The sequence below is a fragment of the Rhizobium sp. WW22 genome (assembly GCF_047041135.1).
Lineage (GTDB): Bacteria > Pseudomonadota > Alphaproteobacteria > Rhizobiales > Rhizobiaceae > Rhizobium.
In genome coordinates this window covers 259,056-277,529 of sequence record NZ_CP178198.1, presented here as the reverse complement: position 1 = coordinate 277,529, position 18,474 = coordinate 259,056, and the positions used below count along the sequence as shown (strand labels likewise).

The following is an 18,474-nucleotide window of genomic DNA, read 5'->3' as shown; positions in this document are numbered from 1 at the left end:
CATGCGAGGTTCAGATGTTCAGTTTGCAAGAGACCGGAGGGGCGGCGGTCGATCGCCACGAGCGAACAAGTCTCGACCCCGACGACTGGCAGGCCCTGCGCAAGCAAGGCCACCAGATGCTCGACGACATGTTCGATCATCTCCAGACACTCGCAACGAAGCCAGTCTGGCAGCGCGCTCCCTCTCCCGCTCGCGCCAAATTCAATGGACCACTGCCCATAGAAGGCAGCGATCTGGCTGACGTCCACGCCATTTTTCGGGACCACATCCTCCCCTATGGCAGCGGCAACATTCACCCGGGCTTCATGGGCTGGGTCCAGGGCGGTGGCACCGTTACCGGCATGCTCGCCGAAATGCTCGCCGGCGGGCTGAATGCCAATCTCGGCGGACGCGACCATATGCCGATCGAGGTCGAGCGCCAGATCGTCCGCTGGACGCGCGAGATCTTCTCGTTTCCGGAAACGGCAGGCGGTATATTCCTGACCGGTGCGTCGCAGGCCAATTTCGTCGCGGTGCAGATCGCCAGATGCCGCAAGCTCGGCCGCGATGTTCGTGCAACCGGTCTGTCCGACGAATCCCGGCTCGTCGCCTATGCCTCGAGCGAAGTACATGGCTGCGTTCCCCGGGCCTTCGAAATGTCCGGCATCGGCAGCAATCAGCTCCGGCGCATTGCCGTCAACGAACTCGGCCAGATCGATATCGATGCGGTGGAACAAGCAATCCTCCGCGACCAACAGGAAGGCTTCACGCCGTTCCTCCTCATCGGCAGTGCTGGAACGGTCAACACCGGCGCGGTCGATGACCTCGTGGCCCTGCGCGGCATCGCCGACGCCCATGATCTTCATTTTCATGTCGACGGCGCACTCGGCGCTCTTGGCGTTCTCAGCCAGGAGCTCGCGCCTTTGTTTGCGGGGATCGAAGCCTGCGATTCGCTCGCTTTCGATTTTCACAAGTGGGGTCAGGTACCCTATGATGCCGGCTTCCTCTTGGTGCGGGATAGCGAGTGGCAACGGCAAACCTTTGCTTCGGATGCCGCCTATCTGAGCCGCGCAGCGACCGGACTTGCCGGTGGGGACTGGTGGCCCTGCGACTACGGTCCGGATCTTTCCCGTGGCTTCAGGGCGCTGAAAACCTGGTTCACGCTGAAAACCTATGGCGTTAAAGCCTTGGGGCAGACAATGAACGCCAATTGCCTGCTGGCACGCGAGCTTGCACGGCGGATCGAACAGGAACCTACCCTGAAACTACTCGCGCCCGTCGCCCTCAACATCGTCTGCTTCGCCTATGTTGGTGCCGACGGATCGATGCCGGCATCGGTCAATTCCCACATTGTCGAGCGTCTCCACGCCGAAGGCCGCGTCGCCCCGTCCCTGACCCATCTGGACGGTCAGCCCGCAATTCGCGCGGCGATCGTAAACCACCGTACCCGACAGACTGACATCGACGCGCTCGTTCGGAGCGTTTTGACAATCGGCTCCCAACAGGATCTTCCGCAATGCTGATGACCAAAGCCCCCATCGCCCATCCGGCACTATTGAACATACCGGTTGGCGCCCGAATTCTCGGCATGCGGAGAATAGTCTCCCTCGTCTACGCCGGTCACGACGTGACCCCGCTCTGGAACGAACTCATGCAGCGCGTAACGGCGGATCCGACCGCCGCCGCTGCATTTCTGGACATGGCCATCATCCTGCAGACGCTCGGCCGCAGTAATGAGGCTCGCCAGATTTTAAAGAATGCCGTGCAGATGCGCCGCGACTATTGCGTCGTCCATGGCAACGGGACTGGTCCGCGGATACTCGCTTTCGTGACCGAAGGCGATTTCATGGCCAATACGCCTATCGATTTTCTGCTGGCCGGCAGCGACTGCGTGCTGTGGCTGCATTACGTTGACCTGCAAACCTTGGCGCTCGTCGATCTGCCGGAGCACGACATCGCTTTCATGGCGATCGGGGAATCGACCGAAAACGCCCCTCTTCTCGCCCATATGCAGACATTGCTTGCCAAATTCGACGGTCCGGTGATGAACCGCAATCCGGGACTGATCGCGAGACTGACGCGCGACGGCGTCAGCGCCATGCTGGCGAATGAGCTCACCATTCTTTCGCCCTTTACTTACCGCGTATCGCACGCCGATCTTATGGCCGTCGCCATGGGCGTGAAACGACTGGACGATTGCGCTCCGGGCCTTGACTACCCTTTGGTCGTGCGCCCGATCAGCACGCATGCCGGCAACGGCATGGAACGCATCACCGACTCCGTCGAGCTTGTCACCTTTCTGAAGGCTCAGCCCGCTCCGGAACTTTACGTCGCACCCTTCATCGATTTTCGCGGTTCCGACGGCTTCTATAACAAGCAGCGCATCGTGTTCATCAACGGCAAGGCGTTCGCGAGCCACATGGCGCTCTCGGACCATTGGATCGTGCATTATCTAAGTGCCGGCATGGAGCAGAGCGCGGCAAAACGTGCCGCCGAACAGGCATGGATGGAAAATTTCGATCAGGATTTCGCCCTGCGCCACAAGGAAAGCTTCCTCGCCCTTTGCCGTCATATCCCGCTCGATTATTTCGGCATCGATTGCGCCGAACTTCCCGACGGACGCCTGCTGGTGTTCGAGCTCGATGTCGCCATGGTGGTCCACGACATGGATGATCCGAGCGTCTATCCCTACAAGCAGGCGGCCATGCAGAAACTGTTCGATGGCTTCGTCAATGCCGCTAGGCAAAAGGCTGCCGTGGCCCTCGGAAAGGCGTCCTAAGCCGGTCGGCGCCGATGCGCCGAGCCAAAAACGAAAACCGCGCCTTCCGGAGAAGGCGCGGCGAAGGCTTGTCTGCTACCATCGACCAACGCGCTGCGTTGGTTCTTCCTATTAACGGAAGAGCGACAGGATCGACTGGCTCGAAGAGTTGGCGATCGACAGAGACTGGACGGCCAGCTGCTGCTGCGTCTGCAGAGCGGACAGCTTGCTCGATTCCTGTTCCATGTTGGCGTCAACCAGCTTGCCGACGCCCGACTGGATCGAGTCGGAGAGCGAGGAAGCGAAGCTCGACTGCAGATCGATGCGAGCGGAGACAGAGCCCAGCTTGGAGCCGAGGCTGGTCATGGAGTTCATAGCGGTCTGAACCATGTTCAGGGCGCTGGAGATCTGGCCGCCCGTCATGTTGGTGATGTCGAGGCTGAAGACCGAAGCGCCAACCGACGCATCCGACGTACCGAGGATGCCCGAAGTCGTGTCGATCGTGCCACCGCTCGAGCCGAACAGAACGTTGCCGGTTGCGCTGGCGTCGAAGGCGTAGGAGGTCGTGCTGATCGAAACGGTGCCGTTGGTGCCGCGGATAAAGGACGAGACGACCGAAGCGGAGCCGCCGCTCGAAGCCATGACCCAGTTTTCGCCGTTGAACGAAGCCGACTGGGCAACGCTCTGCAGCTGCTGCTGCAGCTGGCCGATTTCTTCCTGGATGGACTTCTTGTCGACCGAAGCTTCCATGGCGGTGGCAAGCTTGTTCTTGATCTGGCCGACGATGTCGATGGCGCTGGTGACGGCGGTGGTTGCAGTGTCAACCTTTGCGGCGCCGAGGCCGAGAGCGTCGGAAACCGCGCCGATGGCACCGTTGTCGGACTTCATGCTGGTGGCGATCGACCAGTAAGCGGCGTTGTCGGAAGCCTTGGAGATACGCAGGCCCGAAGAAACGGCGCTCTGCGTCTGCTGCAGGTTGGAGCCGATGCTGCGCAGCGTCTGGAGAGCGGCCATTGCGGCGTTGTTGGTAAGAATGCTCGTCATGATATTTGCCCCTTTGGCAGTGGTTAAATAAGGGACATTCCGGACCTAAACCGGTAACGGCATTCAGCATCATGCCTGTTAACCAAAATCGTTAAGGTTAACTCGCCGCTTCGATGGTCCTAAGAAACAGCAATATAGTTAAGAAAAGCTGAACTGGCTTGAGGCAGAAAATATAAAAAAAACCGCACCTTAGGTAGGTGCGGTTAACTTGTTGTTTAGGATTTTCGACCAACGCGCTGCGTTGGTTCTTCCTATTAACGGAAGAGCGACAAGATCGACTGGTTCGAGGAGTTGGCGATCGACAGAGACTGGATAGCGAGCTGCTGCTGCGTCTGCAGAGCGGACAGCTTGCTCGATTCCTGTTCCATGTTGGCATCAACCAGCTTGCCCACACCCGACTGGATCGAGTCGGAAAGCGAGGAAGCGAAGCTCGTCTGCAGATCGATACGGCTGGAGACGGAGCCCAGCTTGGAGCCGAGGCTGGTCATGGAGTTCAGAGCAGTCTGAACCATGTTGAGGGCACTGGAGATCTGGCCGGTCGTCATGCTGGAGATGTCGAGGCTGAAGACCGAAGCGCCAACCGACGCATCCGACGTACCGAGGATGCCCGAAGTCGTGTCGATCGTGCCACCGCTCGAGCCGAACAGAACGTTGCCGGTTGCGCTGGCGTCGAAGGCGTAGGAGGTCGTGCTGACCGAAACGGTGCCGTTGGTGCCGCGGATGAAGGACGAGACGACCGAAGCGGAGCCGCCGCTCGAAGCCATGACCCAGTTTTCGCCGTTGAACGAAGCCGACTGGGCAACGCTCTGCAGCTGCTGCTGCAGCTGGCCGATTTCTTCCTGAACAGCCTTCTTGTCAACCGAACCTTCCATGGCGGTGGCAAGCTTGCTCTTGATCTGGCCGACGATATCGATGGCGCTGCCGACGGCCGTCGAAGCGGTGTCAACCTTTGCGGCGCCGAGGCCGAGAGCGTCGGAAACCGCGCCGATGGCACCGTTGTCGGACTTCATGCTGGTGGCGATCGACCAGTAAGCGGCGTTGTCGGAAGCCTTGGAGATACGCAGGCCCGAAGAAACAGCAGCCTGAGTGTCCTGCAGATTGCTGCTGATGCCGCGCAGCGTCTGGAGAGCGGCCATTGCGGAATTGTTGGTAATAATGCTGGTCATAGGAGTGTCCCCTGGAAACTGGATACAAAAGGAGGACATACCGGACTGGAGATACCGGCGATGACGGAGCAGCTTCATGCCCCTCGATCCGTTTTCCTAGAGGACCAAACCCGTCATGTCGCAAGGAAAGTCGCATCCATTGCTTGCCAATTTCTTAAATTCGATCCGCCGGTAAGCAGCTCTCCGGAACGTAGCTAAAAATGCGTAAAGGCATTTTCGGCCGCTGCTTCGGTTTCAGGCAAGCTACGTGCGCGAAGATCGGGCGGAATCCATGATTCCGGCACTCGGCTGTTGGCGAGTGCCAGTTCAACATTCCGCTTGGAGTTCTCGCTCGTGACTACGAAAAATGCCTTTTCGACAGCGTCCGGTTTCTATCAGAAGGGACAGTATACGCGCGCGCTCGAGACACTGAACGAGCTGCTTAATGTCGACAGATCGCCCAAAACCTATGCGTTGCTGGCAAAAACACTGCTCAAACTTGGGTTCAGATCGGATGCGGCGAGCGCCTATGAGCTGGCGGGCCGGCAAAAGCCGCAGCGCGACGACTATCTTCGCGAGGCGCTGCTGCTTCATAGCGAATGCGGCAATGACGATCAGGCTCTCGCGGTCGGCAACCTGATCCTTCCAATGGCGTTCAAGGACCCGGATCTTGCCTTTATTCTCGCCCGCATTTTCCTGAGCCGAGAGCAGAAAGAACTCCTGAGCGGCTTCAAGACGGTACTGGTCGAGGGACCGAAGGCCGAGCATCGGCTCATGGCATCGAAACTCCTCACCGACGATCTCTACGACGAAAGTAACCGGCACCTGGTTGCGACGCTATTCAAGAAACATCCCGACAGCAGCATCGCTCGCATACTTCATCTGATCTTCGCCCGAGAAATATCCGATCTCGCGGTTGTCGACAGGTACATGCCGCCGATCACAGCGGCACTGGCAGAGGGCAATCTCGCTTACGTGATCCCGGACAACCCCTTCTTCCACCTGCATTGGTGTGGCGATGAAGCAATTAACAAGCATGCTATCCACGACACAAAACCCCTGCCCGCCGGCCTTGCTGAGGCTCGTCGCAAATTGCCACACACGTGGAGCAACAAGATCCGCGTCGGCTATCTCTCGTCCGATTTCTGGCCTGGCCACGCGACGATGAAGCTGATGCAGCGGACCCTGGAGCTGCACGACAGGGATAGGTTCGAGATCACCCTCTTCGACCATTCCGATCTCGCTTCCCAGAAGGAACAAGGGTTCGATGATCAGAAATGGGGGACGATGGTCGACGTTCGCGGTCTGTCCGACCAGGGCGCGGCAGAGGAGATCCGAACTCGAAATATCGACATTCTTGTCGATCTCAAGGGGCACACCAAAGCAAGCCGCGCAGCTATCCTCAACCATATGGCAGCTCCGATCCATGTTTCCTGGCTCGGTTTTCCCGGCTCCGTCGTCAACATCGACCTCGACTACATCATCGGCGATCATTATGTGCTTCCGGATCATTCAAAGCCACATTTCCACGAGAAATTCTGCCGCCTACCCGAATGCTACCAGCCGAACGATCCGCTCAACCGTCCGAAGCCGCGACCGACGACCCGCGCGCAGCACAAGCTTCCCGAAGACGCCTTCGTCTTCGCCTCCTTCAACGGCAATCGCAAGATCACCTCACAGATGGTCGACGTGTGGTGCAACATTCTGAAGCGCAGCAAGAACAGTGTGCTTTGGCTGCTCTGCAACGGTCCCCGCGCAGAGGCCAATCTCTGGGCACGTCTGGAAGCGCGTGGCATCAGCCGCAAGCGGGTCATCTTCACCACTCGCATTCGCTACGAGGATCACATCGACCGCCAGCAGCTGGCCGATCTCGGCCTCGACACCTTCCCCGTCAACGGCCATACGACCACATCGGAGCAGCTGTGGGGCGGTCTGCCGGTCCTCACGGTGAAGGGCACCAACTTCGCCTCACGCGTCAGCGAAAGCCTGCTGAATGCGATCGGCCTGCCCGAATTGGTGGCCGGAGACATCCAGACCTACGAGGACATGGCCGTGCAGCTCGCCGAGCAGCCGGAGCGTATCGCTGAGTTCAAGCAAATTCTGGCCGCCAATCGCTCCATCAAGCCGCTCTTCGATGCTGAACGCTTCACGCACCATCTGGAGACGGCTTTCGAAATGATGGCGACCCGGGCCAAGCAGGGACTGGCACCCGATCACATCGACGTGCCGGCGCTGCCGGAGCGCTCGGAACCTTTCATGGAAGATGACCGGAACTCGGCTGCGATCGCGGCCGAGTAAGCTTCAGCGATCATCGGGGCTGCGGCTCTGATGATCGCCTTGTGCTTTTCATATCAGTGGAAAGAGCGGACCAGGCTGCCAACCAAGAGGTTCCAGCCGTCGATCAGCACGAAGAAGAGAATCTTGAACGGCAGAGAGATCGAGGTGGGTGGCAGCATCATCATGCCCATCGCCATGACGATGGTCGACACGATCAGGTCGATGACGAGAAACGGCAGTACCACCAGGAAGCCGATTTCGAAGCCGCGGCGGATCTCCGAGATCATGAAGGCCGGGATCAGAACGCGGTAATCGATCTTGTTGTCGACGACCGTCGACTGGCCGCGTTCCTTCGCCAGATCGACGAAAAGCTTCAGGTCCTTGTCGCGCGTATTGTTCGACATGAAGGTGCGGAAAGGCTCGGCAATGCGCTGCACCGCGTCGGCTTCCGAAACCTGGTTGGCAAGTAGCGGCTGCACGCCATCCTTCCAGGCCTGATCGAAGGTCGGCGACATGACATAAAACGTCATGAACAGTGAAAGACTCAGCAGGATCATGTTCGACGGCGTCGTTGCGAGGCCCATGCCGGTGCGCAGGATCGAAAAGGCGATGATGAAGCGCGGAAAGCTCGTCACCATGATCAGGATACCCGGCGCGATCGACAGGATCGTCAGCAGCCCGAAGGTACGGATGATCCAGGCAGCAACCGAGCCGTTGACCGGCGCGTTCAGAAGATCGGTGGGAAGCTGCTGCGACAATTGCTGCGCCCCCGCCAGTTCAGGCGACAAGGCAGCAATCACGAATATAAATAGAGCAAGTGCTGGCCGACTCATTCGATCACGAAAGTTCTGAACATAACTTTCGATACTCGTCCTTCCGAGCGCAGGTCAACACGCTCCTGGATGTCATCCCGAAGATATTGCAGGCCACGGGCGCCTTCGATCTGCTGCAGGGAGACCGTGCGGATATAGGCGAGGATGTCCTGATGGATCGCCTGGGCAAGCTGGGCGTCAGGCGGCCCTTTGAAAACGAGCGCAAGCTCCAGCCTGATCCAGTTCTGCGAGGGATAAGCGAGGTTGACGGTGATCGGATCGAGCGCGATGATGCCGTTTGCCTGGGCGGCGGCTGCAGCCTGCTTGCTGTCGCCGCCAGCCTTTGCCGTCGCCTGCACCGCAGCAGTGGCCTGCTTGATCCGCGGCGCCACCATGGTTCCCAGTACCCAGCCTCCGCCGCCGCCGAGTACGGTGAGTACCAGCAGCCCGGCAACCATCATGATCAGCGACGATCCCTTGCCCTTTGCCGATTCGTCTGCGACTGCTGCCATATCCCTATCCGTTCGCTATCAAATCAGAGCGGCGAGAGCAGGTCGACCGCCTGCTGCCCTCTCGGCGGCTGCTGTATTTCCGTCAGGCGGCCGCGGCCGCCATAGGAAATGCGCGCCTCGGCAATCTTGTCGTAGGAAATGGTATTGTCGGACGTCACGTCCTGCGGCCGGACGATGCCGGCGACATTGAGAATGCGGATTTCCTGGTTCATACGCACTTCCTGCGAGCCGCTGATCATCAGGTTGCCGTTTTCGAGAATGCCCGTCACGACAGCTGCGACCAGAAGGTTGATCTGCTCGGAGCGCTGCATCTTGCCCTTGCTGTCGGTGCTGGTGTCGGAGCCCGAGGTGGCGTCGGCGTTGGTGGCAGGCCTCCAGCCAAAAATCTTGGCCGAAATATCCCAATTCATATCGCTCTTGTTCGTGCGATTGCGATTGGTCTCGTTGTCCCAGTTCGCCTTATCGTCGATCTTGATCGTGACCGTCAGGATGTCGCCGACATTGAGCGCGCGCGAATCCTTAAACAAGGCGGCCTGCGAATCGTTCCAGAGCGAATAGCCCTGTGCGACCTGATGAGGCCGCTTTGGATATTGAGACATCTGCGGCGTCTGCGCATATTGCAGGCCGCTGCCGATCGGACTCATGGCAGGCGCCCTGCCGATTTCCCTGAGGGCCTGCGACTGGCAACCGGCGAGAAAGACGACGATTGCGCAGGCGGCCGTAAGACGCGTGTTCATGAGGGGTCCTTCGACTTCGATGTATTCGGGTCGGATGCGCTGGCGATGATGTTGGTGATGACCGCCGCCTTTTTCGCATCCATCTCTGCAAGAATGAGGCTCGACTGGCGCGCGGAGAGCTTCATGATGATTGCAGCCGCCACGACGGTTCTGACATCATTGAGGCTGGCTGCGGCCGCATCCGGCTTCATGTTCTTGTAGATATCGACCAGGCCTAGATCCGCGGTCTTGAGGAAGTCATCGCGCTTTTTCAGCCAGTCTTCGTATTCGGCTTTGCGCTTGTCCATGGTGGCGATACGCTGATCGACGTCCGCCTGGAGTTTTTCCAGTTCCTGCTTCTGCAGCAAATAGCGTTGGTCTCGTGCCGGATCGGCGATATTGGTGCAGAACTGGCGGATCTCATCCTGGCTGGAAGCCGGATCGGCCGCGACCGGCTTCGGCGCTTCCTGCGCCAGAGCCGCACCGAGTGACAAGAGCAGGGCTGCCGTTGCGAGGCTGCAGCCGATCAGCATATTTCTGGCAATGGCGTTCGGGATCATTGCAGCACGAGCTCCGCTTGCAGGGCGCCGGCCGACTTGATGCCTTGCAGGATGGCGATGATACCGTCCGGCTTGACGCCGATATTGTTGAGGCCTGCGACCAGCGTCTTCAGGTCAGGCCCTTCCAGCACCGCCACACGGCCGCCGCTCTTGGTGGCAGTGATATCGGTCTGGTCCTGGATCGCCGTCTGGCCATCGGAGAAGGGTTCTGGCTGGATCACCTGCGGGTTCTCGCTGACCTGCACGGTCAGCGTTCCGTAGCTGACGGCGACCGGCGAGACGCGGACGTCGGCCCCAATGACGATCGTACCCGTGCGCTCATTGATGACGACCTTGGCCGGCGTGTCGGTCTGAACATTGAGATTTTCGATATCGGCCATCAGCCGCGCCAGATCGGCCATCTTCGGCTTGGCAATCGTCACTTCCTGCGAATCCTTGGCTTCTGCGATCGGCGCACCAAACCGCGAGGTCGCCCAGGTGTTGACCGTGTCGGAAATGCGGATCGACGTCGAGAAATCCGGATTGCGCAGCTGCAGGACCAGATTGACGGAATCCTTGAAACGAGACGGCAGCTCACGCTCGATGATGGCACCGCCGGGCACGCGGCCAGCCGTGGTAACACCCTCGGTCACCGTGGCGGCGGCACCCTGCGCCTGGAAGCCGGATACGATGACGGAGCCCTGCGCCACGGCATAGATCTGTCCATCGGCGCCGCTCAGCGAGGTCATGATCAGCGTGCCGCCGCGCAGCGACGTCGCATCGCCGAGCGAGCTGACCGTCACGTCGATGCGGCTGCCCGGGCTTGCAAAGGGCGGCAAGTTCGCCGTCACCATGACGGCTGCCGTATTCTTGGCGGCGGACTGGCCGCCTTGCGTCGAGATGCCGAGGTTCTGCAGCATCGCGCGCATGGACTGCTCGGTGAAAGGCGAGGAACGCAGCCCGTCGCCGGTCCCCTGGAGACCGACGATCAGACCGTAGCCGATCAGCTGGTTGTCACGGCCGGATTGCAGCGATGCGATATCCTTGATGCGCGATTGCATCGCGAGCGCTGGATCGGCGACGATCAGGCTCGGCAATGCGAATAGGACTGCGAGTAATTGACGAAGCCGTTTCATTTCGCGACCACGCGTATCGTGCCGTTTTGGAGGACCGTGCCGTTGACGATGATGCCGGAGTCCATGTTGCGGGCGCGGATATTGTCGCCGACGGCGCCGTCATCCAGCGGCGTGCCCGCGGCGGTGATCGTCATGCTGCCCATGCTCATCACCAGACGAACATTGGAGCCGCGCGTTACCGCATATGGCTGGCGCAGCGCGGAAATGGAAATGGTGCGTCCGGGAAGTAGCGTGCGCTTCGAGACCAAGCCGGTCACTTCGCGGAGCCGCTTGGCATAGTCACCGCTCAGATTGGGGTTGGTAACATCAACCTCTTCGAGCTGACCGCTGGTGATGATATCGCCCGGATAGATCGTCTCGGTCGGCACTACGGCAGTTCCGAAACTTCCTCCATCGGTGCTCTGCGCACCGGCGGGTGTAGGCGACGCAAATACGACGGAGAGGCTCGCTGCGGCGAACCATGCCATTGCCAAGCTTTTCATCCGGCGAAACCTCATGTTTGGCCCGTCCCTCTCGTTACTTCAGGTTCTTGCTGACGACCTGCGCCATTTCGTCGGCCGTGGTAATGACCTTCGAATTCATCTCATAGGCGCGCTGTGCGGTGATCAGATCGGTAATTTCCTTGACCGGATCGACGTTCGACGATTCGAGATAGAATTGCTTCATGTAGCCGAAGCCGTTCTGGTTGGGATCTGAGACAACCGGATCGCCGGAGGCCGGCGTCTGCGTGAAGAGGTTGCTGCCCATCGGCTGCAGGCCGGCTTCGTTGACGAAATTGGCAATCTGCAACTGGCCGAGTACCGTCGGCGTGGTCGCCGTGCCGATGATTGCAGAAACCTGGCCGGACTGGCTGACGGTGAGGCTGGTGGCATTGTTCGGAACGGTAATGCCCGGCGCCAATGTGTTGCCATCGGGCGTGACGATCTGGCCGGTATCACTTCTGTTGAAAGAGCCGGCGCGGGTGTAAGCGATCGTGCGGTCGGGCATCTGGATCTGGAACCAGCCGCGACCGACCAGAGCGATATCGAGATCGTTTTGCGTCTGCGAGAGTTGGCCCTGGACCTGGATGTTGCGTACGGCCACGGTCTGCACGCCGAGGCCGATATTGGCGCCTTCCGGCACCACCGCCTGGTTCGGCCTGTTGGCAATGCCCTTGGCGCGTTCCGTTTGATAAAGAAGGTCGGAAAACTCGGCGCGCGAGCGCTTGTAACCCGTCGTGTTGATATTCGCGATGTTATTCGCGATCACTTCGAGATTGGTCTGCTGGGCGTCCATGCCCGTCGCGGCAATTGCGAGCGCTCTCATGCTTTCGTCCTTCGAGCCAGGGCGGGATCTCCGAAACCGCGAAGCGGCCTGCGAACAACTCACGCCAAATCAAATAATTAGAGCGGAAAACCCCGCACTAGATCTGCATCTTCGTAATATCGAGAAACGCCGAGACCACCTTGTCGCGCAGTGCGATCGCGGTCTGCAGGGTCTGATCGGCCTGCATGACCTTATCGACCACCTCGCGGGTGCTCATCGTGCCCTTGATACCGGCAAAGGAGGCTTTTTCAGCATCCTTGAGCGAATTGATGGAATCCTTCGCGACATTCGACATGACGGACGCAAAGCTCATTCCGGCATCTACGCCCGCGGCAACGGCCGGCGAGGCGTTCAGCGCGCTGGAAGCGGCGGAGGTCATATCCGTGGCGATGCTGCCAAGGCCGCGTGTCGCCGAGAGGGAGGCTACATTCTTAATCGCGTCGATCATTGGTTCTTCAGCAAATCAATGGTGGAGGAGATGAGATCACGGGCCTGTCTGACCGTCTGCAGATTGGCTTCGTATGAACGATTGGCCTCCCGCATGTCGGCCATCTCGACCAGAACGTTGACGTTGGGCATCTTGACGTAGCCCTTCTGGTCGGCGGCAGGATTACTGGGATCGTATTCTTCGACGAACTTGCCCGTGTCCTCGCCGAGCTTCTTGACGCCGACCGTGGTCAGGCCATTGGCACGATCCATCTCGGCACCGAACGTCACGGTCTTGCGCCGATAAGGATCGGCACCCGGCGTGTCGCCCGTCGAGCGGGCATTGGCGATATTTTCGGAGACGATACGCAGGCGAGTCGATTGAGCCTCGAGGCCGGAGCCTGCAATTTTCAATGCGGCTGATAAGGGGTCCATGACATCTTCACTTCATCTATTGTTTTACGGCCATCAACATCATGCGATGAAAGGAGCCGACGAGGGCGGTGTTCAAGCTGTACTGGCGCTTGATGTCACCGGCCTTGGCGAGCTCGTCTTCCAGGCCGACGGTGTTACCCGACTCCTGGACACCAATTTCCTGGTTGAGCGGCGCCTCTTCGACGTTGACGTTGCCGCTCGTGCTGAATTCGTTGCCCGAAAGATGCGCAGGACTGGTCCGGACCATGTTGACGTTCTGGTTGTCCAGAACCGCCTGGAACGGCGTGACATCCTTGGCGTGAAACTTCGGGGTATTGGCATTGGCGATATTGCCGGCAACAACCTGCTGACGCACCTGGAGCCACTCCGCTTGCCGCGAGGCCAGGTCAAAGAGCTGAATGGGTTGCATGGGCTTCTCTCCGTTCTTACACTGTGAATCTAGCGGGATAATCTTGCGTGGGACTTGCGGGAAATGCGTTCCTGTAAAGTCTTCGAGTGCCTGAAATCCAGGCGATTCCGTGCTTGCCTCAATTGCTGCCGTAGACATCGCCCGTCGAGGTGACGATGACCCATTTTCCTTCCCGTTGCTCGATCGAAGCCAGCCGGCTGCTATCAGGCAGAAGCGATCCGACACGGACGACATACATGCCGGTGTCGTCCTCAATCAGAGCGCGGCCATTGGCGACATGCAGCAGCTGGAAGGCAGACTTGCCCGGGAACGGCTGCTGATCGGCCGGCGGCCCTTTGTCATCCTCGCGGCCGGTATTGCTGACCGTTGCCGTCGTCAGCGGATCGGGGATGATATCCTTCGGTTGCGAGGGATTCTTGTTGACCATGGCAAGCGGCGACACGCTGACAACGGCGCGGCCAGGCCAGTTGGGCAGATCGCGGGTGCGATCGCCTTCGGCCACCTGGATGCCGAACTTCTCCGGGTTCAGAAAGACATACCAGGGAAAGAAGGCCGAGGCACTGGCCAGTGCCAGCCCGGTAAAGGCCAGAGCCTTGTCCGCAACAGTCCGCCTTCTCGCCGATTTCGGCGGGGCGACCGGTTCGTCTGCTTCGGATTCTCTCACTTGCGGCCTCTTTCTCAGCATGTCGTTCAGCAATCTTCGACAGGCTTGCGGACAGGAAAAAACGAGATCGTGCGACGGACGGCCATCACTTGGCCCTGGCGGGGACGCCGCCCGAAGCATTCCTGAGCGCCGTCGCGAGATCGGTAAAAGCATCCGCCGACGGCTCTTCGCCCGGCGTCTGCTTCAGTATGTCGTAGATAATCGGGACCTGGCGCACCGCGATATCGAGATCGGCGTCGGCGCCCTGGCGATAACCGCCGATCAGACGCAGATCGCGCGTTTCCTCGTAGCGATGCACCAACGCCTTCAGGCGCGAAACCAGCTTTTCCTGATCCGAAGTCCAGGCCTTGCGCGCCAGACGCGACACGGATGCCAGCGGGTCGATCGGCGGATAGCGTCCTTCTTCGGCCAGGCTACGCTGCAGCACGATGTGACCGTCGAGAATGCCACGGGTGGAATCGGCGATCGGGTCGTTATGATTGTCGCCATCGACCAGGATGGAGATGATGGCGGTGATGGTGCCGGTCCCCTCCGGTCCCGGGCCTGCCCGCTCGAGAAGGCGTGGCAACTCGGTAAAAACGGACGCCGGATATCCGCGTGCGATCGGCGGCTCGCCGGAGGCAGTCGCCACTTCGCGGATGGCATGAGCAAAACGGGTGACGCTGTCGACGATCAGGAGAACGTTATCGCCCCTGTCGCGGAAATGCTCGGCGATGGTGATGGCCGAAAGCGGCGCCATCTTGCGCAGCATCGGGCTCTCGTCGCTGGTCGCAACGACGGCGACCGACTTCTGCATGTGGGAGCCCAGCGTATCCTCGATGAATTCACGCACTTCGCGGCCGCGTTCGCCGACAAGCGCGATCACCACCTTGTCGAAAGCATCGGCCCTCGCCAGCATCGACAGCAGCGTCGACTTGCCGACGCCGGAGCCGGCGAAGATGCCGAGGCGCTGGCCAAGGCAAAGCGGCGAGAAGATATCGATGGCGCGAACGCCGGTTTTGAAGCCGGTTTCGACGCGCTTGCGCATCATCGACGGCGGCGCCGTATTTGCGATCGAGCGCGCTTCCAGACCCGACGTCAGGGGACCAAGGCCATCGATCGGCTCGCCGAGCGAGTTGATCGTGCGGCCGCACCAGCTGTCGTCGGGCGCGATACGGAAAGCACCCTTGCGGATGATGGTGTCCTGGATGCCGATCGGCTCGCCCGGCTCGATCGGACAGACATAGGTGAGTTCGGGTTCGACGCGAACGACTTCGCCGAGATGGACACCGGTCGACGACCGATGCGCGACGAAATCGCCAGGCGCACCTGCCTGGAAAGACCGGCAACCGTATAGTGTCCAGCGGCGATGGTGCGCACATGACCGCCATGGGCCACGGCATTCTCCGCCAGCGCATATTGGCCCGCCAGGACGGCCATATGCGAAAGCTTCGGCGACAGCGCGCCCTCCGGCAACCGATCCTCGACCATGACAAGCCCTCTTTACTGGCTGCCGCCGAGGGTTTTGATGGCGTCGGTAAGCGTGCCTTCGCTGCTGCTGGTGAGCGTGCTGATATTGTCGAAGGCACGGCTGACCTCGATAAGATTGGTCATTTCCCGCATGCCGTTGACGTTGGAGTTTTCGAGGTAGCCCTGTGCAATCCCGATGCTCGAGCGATCGATCACCGGCTGCGGCGTATCGGTCGGCAGGATGCCGCTGTTTTCGTAGCGCAGGAAGCCCTTGCTGACATCGGCGCTATAGAGGCCGATCTGGCCCATGCTCCGGCCATTCTGCGTGATCGTGCCGTTCGACGCGACGCTCGGCGGACCGCCGGCGGGGTCGAGCTGGATCGGCGCACCGCCCGGATCGAGGACTGGGAAGCCGCGCGTGGAAACCAGCGCGCCGCTTTCGGTCATGGTGAAGCGGCCGTCGCGCGTCAGCACCAGGCCGGCCGGCGTATTCATGCCGAAATAGGCATCCCCCTTGACGGCAAAATCGAAGAGATTGCCGGTGTTTTGAAGTTCGCCATTGTCGGTGGAGAGATAGTCATTGCCCTGAGAGACGAAGGCGACCTTGGCGTTGAGCTTGTTTTCCGTATTGCTGAGGACCTGATCGAACTTGACCTCGGTGCCACGGAAGCCCGTTGTGTTCACGTTCGCCAGATTGTCGGCGATCGTCGTCAGACGCCGCTCGAGCGCCATCTGGGATGACAGCGCGACATAAATACCAGACTGCATTTTCAACGCCCTCCGGACATTGGAGAATAACGGGAAAGGAAACGCCGCAGGCGCTCCTACATTTCGTTAGCGGGGCATGGATGCCCTTACCCGCAATCCTGCAGGGCTTGGCTTGTGCGAAGCTGACAAGGCAAAAAGGATGTTCGGAGACCCATCGAACAGCCTCACGCAAGGCAGGTCCCCTAGTTCGTCATATGAAGCAACGTTCAGGTGTGGACCGACGATGAATATTATTATCGGATTTGTAGTGACCTGCGGCTGCATCATAGGCAGCTTCATGGCTATGGGCGGAGATGTAGGCGCGCTGTTCCAGCCTTTCGAATTCGTCATTATCGCAGGCGCCGGTCTCGGCGGCTTCATCATGGCCAATCCGATGAAGGTGGTGAAGGATTCCGGCAAAGCGCTCGGAGAGGCCTTCCGCCACGCGGTTCCCAAGGAGCGTGACTATCTCGACACGCTCGGCGTACTCTATGCCCTGATGCGCGACCTGCGCACCAAGTCGCGCAACGAGATCGAAGCCCATATCGACAACCCAGATGAATCGGCGATCTTCAAGGCTGCTCCGACTGTATTGAAGAACAAGGATCTGACGGCTTTCATCTGCGACTACGTCCGGCTCATCATCATCGGCAATGCCCGCTCGCACGAGATCGAGGCACTGATGGACGAAGAGCTCGAAACGATGCAGCACGACAAGATGAAGCCCTATCATTCGATCACGATCATGGGCGATTCCTTCCCGGCGATCGGTATCGTCGCTGCCGTTCTCGGCGTCATCAAGGCCATGAGCCACATCAACGAATCACCCGAAGTGCTCGGCCATCTCATCGGTTCGGCGCTGGTCGGCACCTTCCTCGGCATTATCCTGTCCTATTCCGTCTGCGCACCGCTGGTTTCCCAGATCAAGGTCGTGCGCAACAAGCAGCATCGCCTCTACGTCATCGTGAAGCAGACGCTGCTTGCCTACATGAACGGATCGGTGCCGCAGGTCGCCCTCGAATACGGCCGCAAGACCATCTCTTCCTACGAACGTCCATCGATCGATGCCGTCGAGCAGGAAATGATGAACCCCGGCGGTGAGAGCAAGGCAGCCTGACGAATATGAGCCAGCAATCCGCGCACAGGGCACAGACGATGGACCGCACCCTTTTTGCCAAGCTTACAGGCAATCTCGGCGATCAGGCGACGCTTGCGAAACTCGGCACCGCCTTCGCCCAGGTCTACGCCGAATTCCTGCCCGACATCATCAAGAGCGAGACGGGCCTGGACATCAACATCGCCTATGCCGACTGTCAGTCCGGCTCGATGAACGAGCTGATTGCCGGGCTCGGTGGCCATCATGCGCTGGTCAACGGTTCGCTGCGCAACTGGGCCCCTAACTTCATCCTCGGCTGCGGCGCCGGCTTTATCATGACGCTGATGGAGCATATGCTTGGCGCACGCGCTGAAGATATGGAAGCGCCGGTCGCGCGGCCACTTTCAGTGATCGAACTCGATCTTTCCGTCATGGTATTCGAAAAGATCGCCAAAGTGCTTCGCTCGGCGGTGAACGCAGCCGGCGGTTTCGAGCCCTATCTTGACCAGCCTTATAATGTCGAAGACCGCCCGGCGGCCATCGGTGACAACGGTAACGATTTTGCCGCTGCGATCACAATGACGATCTCGCTCGGCAAGTCGATTTCGCAGATCGTTATCATCGCACCGCAACGCGACCTGCTGCGCACCGTCGTCAGCACGCCTCGCGCCAAGAACCCGACGGCCGCTTCCCAGACATGGTCGGAACAGCTCGGCGAGCAGGTGCGCCGCTCGCAGGTAACGCTCGAAGCGCGAGTTCGGCTCGAATCGCTGACGCTCGATACCATTTCCAAGCTCGCGGTCGGCGATGTCATTCCCTTCATGGATCATAGCGGCGACGTCCGGGTCGAGGTCAGCGCCAACAGCAAAGACCTCTACATTTGCGAATTCGGCCGCTCTGGCGAAAATTATACCGTGCGCGTCAAGGACAACGTCAACTCCGACGACGAGCTTCTTCGACACTTGATGAATTGATCTGCTGGCGTGTGAGCCCACTCACGGCAGCTTGAGGCAAGTTTCAACTGG

At 59.8% G+C, this 18,474-nt stretch carries 19 protein-coding genes and 1 pseudogene; 5 read left to right on the top strand and 15 right to left on the bottom strand.

Annotated elements, in window-relative coordinates; translation table 11 throughout:
* Window positions 1-14: 14 nt before the first annotated feature.
* Both ACK83U_RS01470 and ACK83U_RS01465 read left to right on the top strand, forming a co-directional pair.
* Entirely contained in the window at window positions 15-1,502 is a 1,488-nt protein-coding gene (locus ACK83U_RS01470) for a pyridoxal phosphate-dependent decarboxylase family protein (protein WP_112610980.1), read from the top strand.
* On the top strand, window positions 1,496-2,758 hold the full coding sequence (locus ACK83U_RS01465; RefSeq protein ID WP_112610958.1) for an ATP-grasp domain-containing protein: 1,263 nt from the start codon (window positions 1,496-1,498) through the stop codon (window positions 2,756-2,758). Before ACK83U_RS01470 ends, ACK83U_RS01465 begins: the two co-directional genes overlap by 7 nt.
* A 111-nt stretch (window positions 2,759-2,869) precedes the next feature.
* Here the strand turns inward: ACK83U_RS01465 and ACK83U_RS01460 are convergent, their stop codons facing one another.
* Both ACK83U_RS01460 and ACK83U_RS01455 read right to left on the bottom strand, forming a co-directional pair.
* Window positions 2,870-3,781, bottom strand: a complete 912-nt coding sequence (locus ACK83U_RS01460) for a flagellin (protein ID WP_183713060.1) — start codon at window positions 3,779-3,781, stop codon at window positions 2,870-2,872.
* A 254-nt stretch (window positions 3,782-4,035) separates the two neighbouring features.
* The gene (locus ACK83U_RS01455) at window positions 4,036-4,947 is read right to left on the bottom strand and encodes a flagellin (RefSeq protein ID WP_183713063.1); all 912 of its coding nucleotides are present in this window, start codon (window positions 4,945-4,947) and stop codon (window positions 4,036-4,038) included.
* Between the two features lie 333 nt (window positions 4,948-5,280).
* Here ACK83U_RS01455 and ACK83U_RS01450 point away from each other — a divergent pair, with 333 nt between their 5' ends.
* Window positions 5,281-7,224, top strand: coding sequence for a glycosyl transferase (locus tag ACK83U_RS01450; RefSeq protein WP_112608133.1), 1,944 nt, complete (start codon window positions 5,281-5,283; stop codon window positions 7,222-7,224).
* A 53-nt stretch (window positions 7,225-7,277) separates the two neighbouring features.
* Here the strand turns inward: ACK83U_RS01450 and fliP are convergent, their stop codons facing one another.
* From fliP to flgF, 13 genes and pseudogenes are all read right to left on the bottom strand, one after another.
* Window positions 7,278-8,036: a flagellar type III secretion system pore protein FliP gene (gene fliP / locus ACK83U_RS01445; protein WP_112608121.1), complete on the bottom strand. Its 759-nt coding sequence runs from the start codon at window positions 8,034-8,036 to the stop codon at window positions 7,278-7,280.
* On the bottom strand, window positions 8,033-8,527 hold the full coding sequence (locus tag ACK83U_RS01440; protein WP_112608119.1) for a flagellar basal body-associated FliL family protein: 495 nt from the start codon (window positions 8,525-8,527) through the stop codon (window positions 8,033-8,035). Before ACK83U_RS01440 ends, fliP begins: the two co-directional genes overlap by 4 nt.
* 23 nt (window positions 8,528-8,550) lie before the next feature.
* Entirely contained in the window at window positions 8,551-9,264 is a 714-nt protein-coding gene (gene flgH, locus ACK83U_RS01435; RefSeq protein ID WP_112608117.1) for a flagellar basal body L-ring protein FlgH, read from the bottom strand.
* Window positions 9,261-9,803: a MotE family protein gene (locus ACK83U_RS01430; RefSeq protein WP_112336528.1), complete on the bottom strand. Its 543-nt coding sequence runs from the start codon at window positions 9,801-9,803 to the stop codon at window positions 9,261-9,263. The genes flgH and ACK83U_RS01430 overlap by 4 nt, the downstream gene beginning before the upstream one ends.
* Entirely contained in the window at window positions 9,800-10,918 is a 1,119-nt protein-coding gene (locus ACK83U_RS01425; RefSeq protein WP_112397934.1) for a flagellar basal body P-ring protein FlgI, read from the bottom strand. Before ACK83U_RS01425 ends, ACK83U_RS01430 begins: the two co-directional genes overlap by 4 nt.
* Window positions 10,915-11,400: a flagellar basal body P-ring formation chaperone FlgA gene (flgA, locus tag ACK83U_RS01420; protein WP_376766850.1), complete on the bottom strand. Its 486-nt coding sequence runs from the start codon at window positions 11,398-11,400 to the stop codon at window positions 10,915-10,917. Before flgA ends, ACK83U_RS01425 begins: the two co-directional genes overlap by 4 nt.
* A gap of 34 nt (window positions 11,401-11,434) precedes the next feature.
* A complete protein-coding gene (gene flgG / locus ACK83U_RS01415) occupies window positions 11,435-12,223 on the bottom strand; it encodes a flagellar basal-body rod protein FlgG (protein WP_015338801.1) in 789 nt (262 codons plus the stop codon).
* Window positions 12,224-12,320: 97 nt separating this feature from the next.
* A complete protein-coding gene (locus ACK83U_RS01410) occupies window positions 12,321-12,671 on the bottom strand; it encodes a flagellar hook-basal body complex protein FliE (RefSeq protein WP_112608115.1) in 351 nt (116 codons plus the stop codon).
* Window positions 12,668-13,084, bottom strand: coding sequence for a flagellar basal body rod protein FlgC (gene flgC, locus ACK83U_RS01405; protein WP_112336531.1), 417 nt, complete (start codon window positions 13,082-13,084; stop codon window positions 12,668-12,670). The genes ACK83U_RS01410 and flgC overlap by 4 nt, the downstream gene beginning before the upstream one ends.
* A 16-nt stretch (window positions 13,085-13,100) precedes the next feature.
* The gene (gene flgB / locus ACK83U_RS01400) at window positions 13,101-13,493 is read right to left on the bottom strand and encodes a flagellar basal body rod protein FlgB (protein WP_112336532.1); all 393 of its coding nucleotides are present in this window, start codon (window positions 13,491-13,493) and stop codon (window positions 13,101-13,103) included.
* A gap of 118 nt (window positions 13,494-13,611) precedes the next feature.
* On the bottom strand, window positions 13,612-14,178 hold the full coding sequence (locus ACK83U_RS01395; RefSeq protein WP_210290404.1) for a flagellar protein: 567 nt from the start codon (window positions 14,176-14,178) through the stop codon (window positions 13,612-13,614).
* A gap of 64 nt (window positions 14,179-14,242) precedes the next feature.
* Window positions 14,243-15,627 (bottom strand): annotated as a pseudogene (gene fliI, locus ACK83U_RS01390) (flagellar protein export ATPase FliI).
* Between the two features lie 12 nt (window positions 15,628-15,639).
* On the bottom strand, window positions 15,640-16,374 hold the full coding sequence (flgF, locus tag ACK83U_RS01385; protein ID WP_015338795.1) for a flagellar basal-body rod protein FlgF: 735 nt from the start codon (window positions 16,372-16,374) through the stop codon (window positions 15,640-15,642).
* Between the two features lie 223 nt (window positions 16,375-16,597).
* Between flgF and motA the strand changes: the two genes are divergently transcribed.
* Both motA and ACK83U_RS01375 read left to right on the top strand, forming a co-directional pair.
* Window positions 16,598-17,470 (top strand): flagellar motor stator protein MotA, encoded by an 873-nt coding sequence (motA, locus tag ACK83U_RS01380; RefSeq protein ID WP_015338794.1) that lies wholly within the window; start codon window positions 16,598-16,600, stop codon window positions 17,468-17,470.
* A 5-nt stretch (window positions 17,471-17,475) separates the two neighbouring features.
* Window positions 17,476-18,423, top strand: a complete 948-nt coding sequence (locus tag ACK83U_RS01375; protein ID WP_112336535.1) for a FliM/FliN family flagellar motor switch protein — start codon at window positions 17,476-17,478, stop codon at window positions 18,421-18,423.
* Window positions 18,424-18,474 lie beyond the last annotated feature (51 nt).

Bases quoted from the DNA above. Each gene is read 5' to 3' on its own strand.
- ACK83U_RS01395 (WP_210290404.1), bottom strand. From the start codon at position 14,178: ATGCTGAGAAAGAGGCCGCAAGTGAGAGAATCCGAAGCAGACGAACCG.
- ACK83U_RS01425 (WP_112397934.1), bottom strand. From the start codon at position 10,918: ATGAAACGGCTTCGTCAATTACTCGCAGTCCTATTCGCATTGCCGAGC.
- ACK83U_RS01375 (WP_112336535.1), top strand. From the start codon at position 17,476: ATGAGCCAGCAATCCGCGCACAGGGCACAGACGATGGACCGCACCCTT.
- ACK83U_RS01465 (WP_112610958.1), top strand. From the start codon at position 1,496: ATGCTGATGACCAAAGCCCCCATCGCCCATCCGGCACTATTGAACATA.
- flgF (WP_015338795.1), bottom strand. From the start codon at position 16,374: ATGCAGTCTGGTATTTATGTCGCGCTGTCATCCCAGATGGCGCTCGAG.
- flgH (WP_112608117.1), bottom strand. From the start codon at position 9,264: ATGAACACGCGTCTTACGGCCGCCTGCGCAATCGTCGTCTTTCTCGCC.
- flgC (WP_112336531.1), bottom strand. From the start codon at position 13,084: ATGGACCCCTTATCAGCCGCATTGAAAATTGCAGGCTCCGGCCTCGAG.
- motA (WP_015338794.1), top strand. From the start codon at position 16,598: ATGAATATTATTATCGGATTTGTAGTGACCTGCGGCTGCATCATAGGC.
- fliP (WP_112608121.1), bottom strand. From the start codon at position 8,036: ATGAGTCGGCCAGCACTTGCTCTATTTATATTCGTGATTGCTGCCTTG.
- ACK83U_RS01440 (WP_112608119.1), bottom strand. From the start codon at position 8,527: ATGGCAGCAGTCGCAGACGAATCGGCAAAGGGCAAGGGATCGTCGCTG.
- ACK83U_RS01410 (WP_112608115.1), bottom strand. From the start codon at position 12,671: ATGATCGACGCGATTAAGAATGTAGCCTCCCTCTCGGCGACACGCGGC.
- ACK83U_RS01455 (WP_183713063.1), bottom strand. From the start codon at position 4,947: ATGACCAGCATTATTACCAACAATTCCGCAATGGCCGCTCTCCAGACG.
- ACK83U_RS01430 (WP_112336528.1), bottom strand. From the start codon at position 9,803: ATGATCCCGAACGCCATTGCCAGAAATATGCTGATCGGCTGCAGCCTC.
- flgG (WP_015338801.1), bottom strand. From the start codon at position 12,223: ATGAGAGCGCTCGCAATTGCCGCGACGGGCATGGACGCCCAGCAGACC.
- flgB (WP_112336532.1), bottom strand. From the start codon at position 13,493: ATGCAACCCATTCAGCTCTTTGACCTGGCCTCGCGGCAAGCGGAGTGG.
- ACK83U_RS01470 (WP_112610980.1), top strand. From the start codon at position 15: ATGTTCAGTTTGCAAGAGACCGGAGGGGCGGCGGTCGATCGCCACGAG.
- flgA (WP_376766850.1), bottom strand. From the start codon at position 11,400: ATGAAAAGCTTGGCAATGGCATGGTTCGCCGCAGCGAGCCTCTCCGTC.
- ACK83U_RS01460 (WP_183713060.1), bottom strand. From the start codon at position 3,781: ATGACGAGCATTCTTACCAACAACGCCGCAATGGCCGCTCTCCAGACG.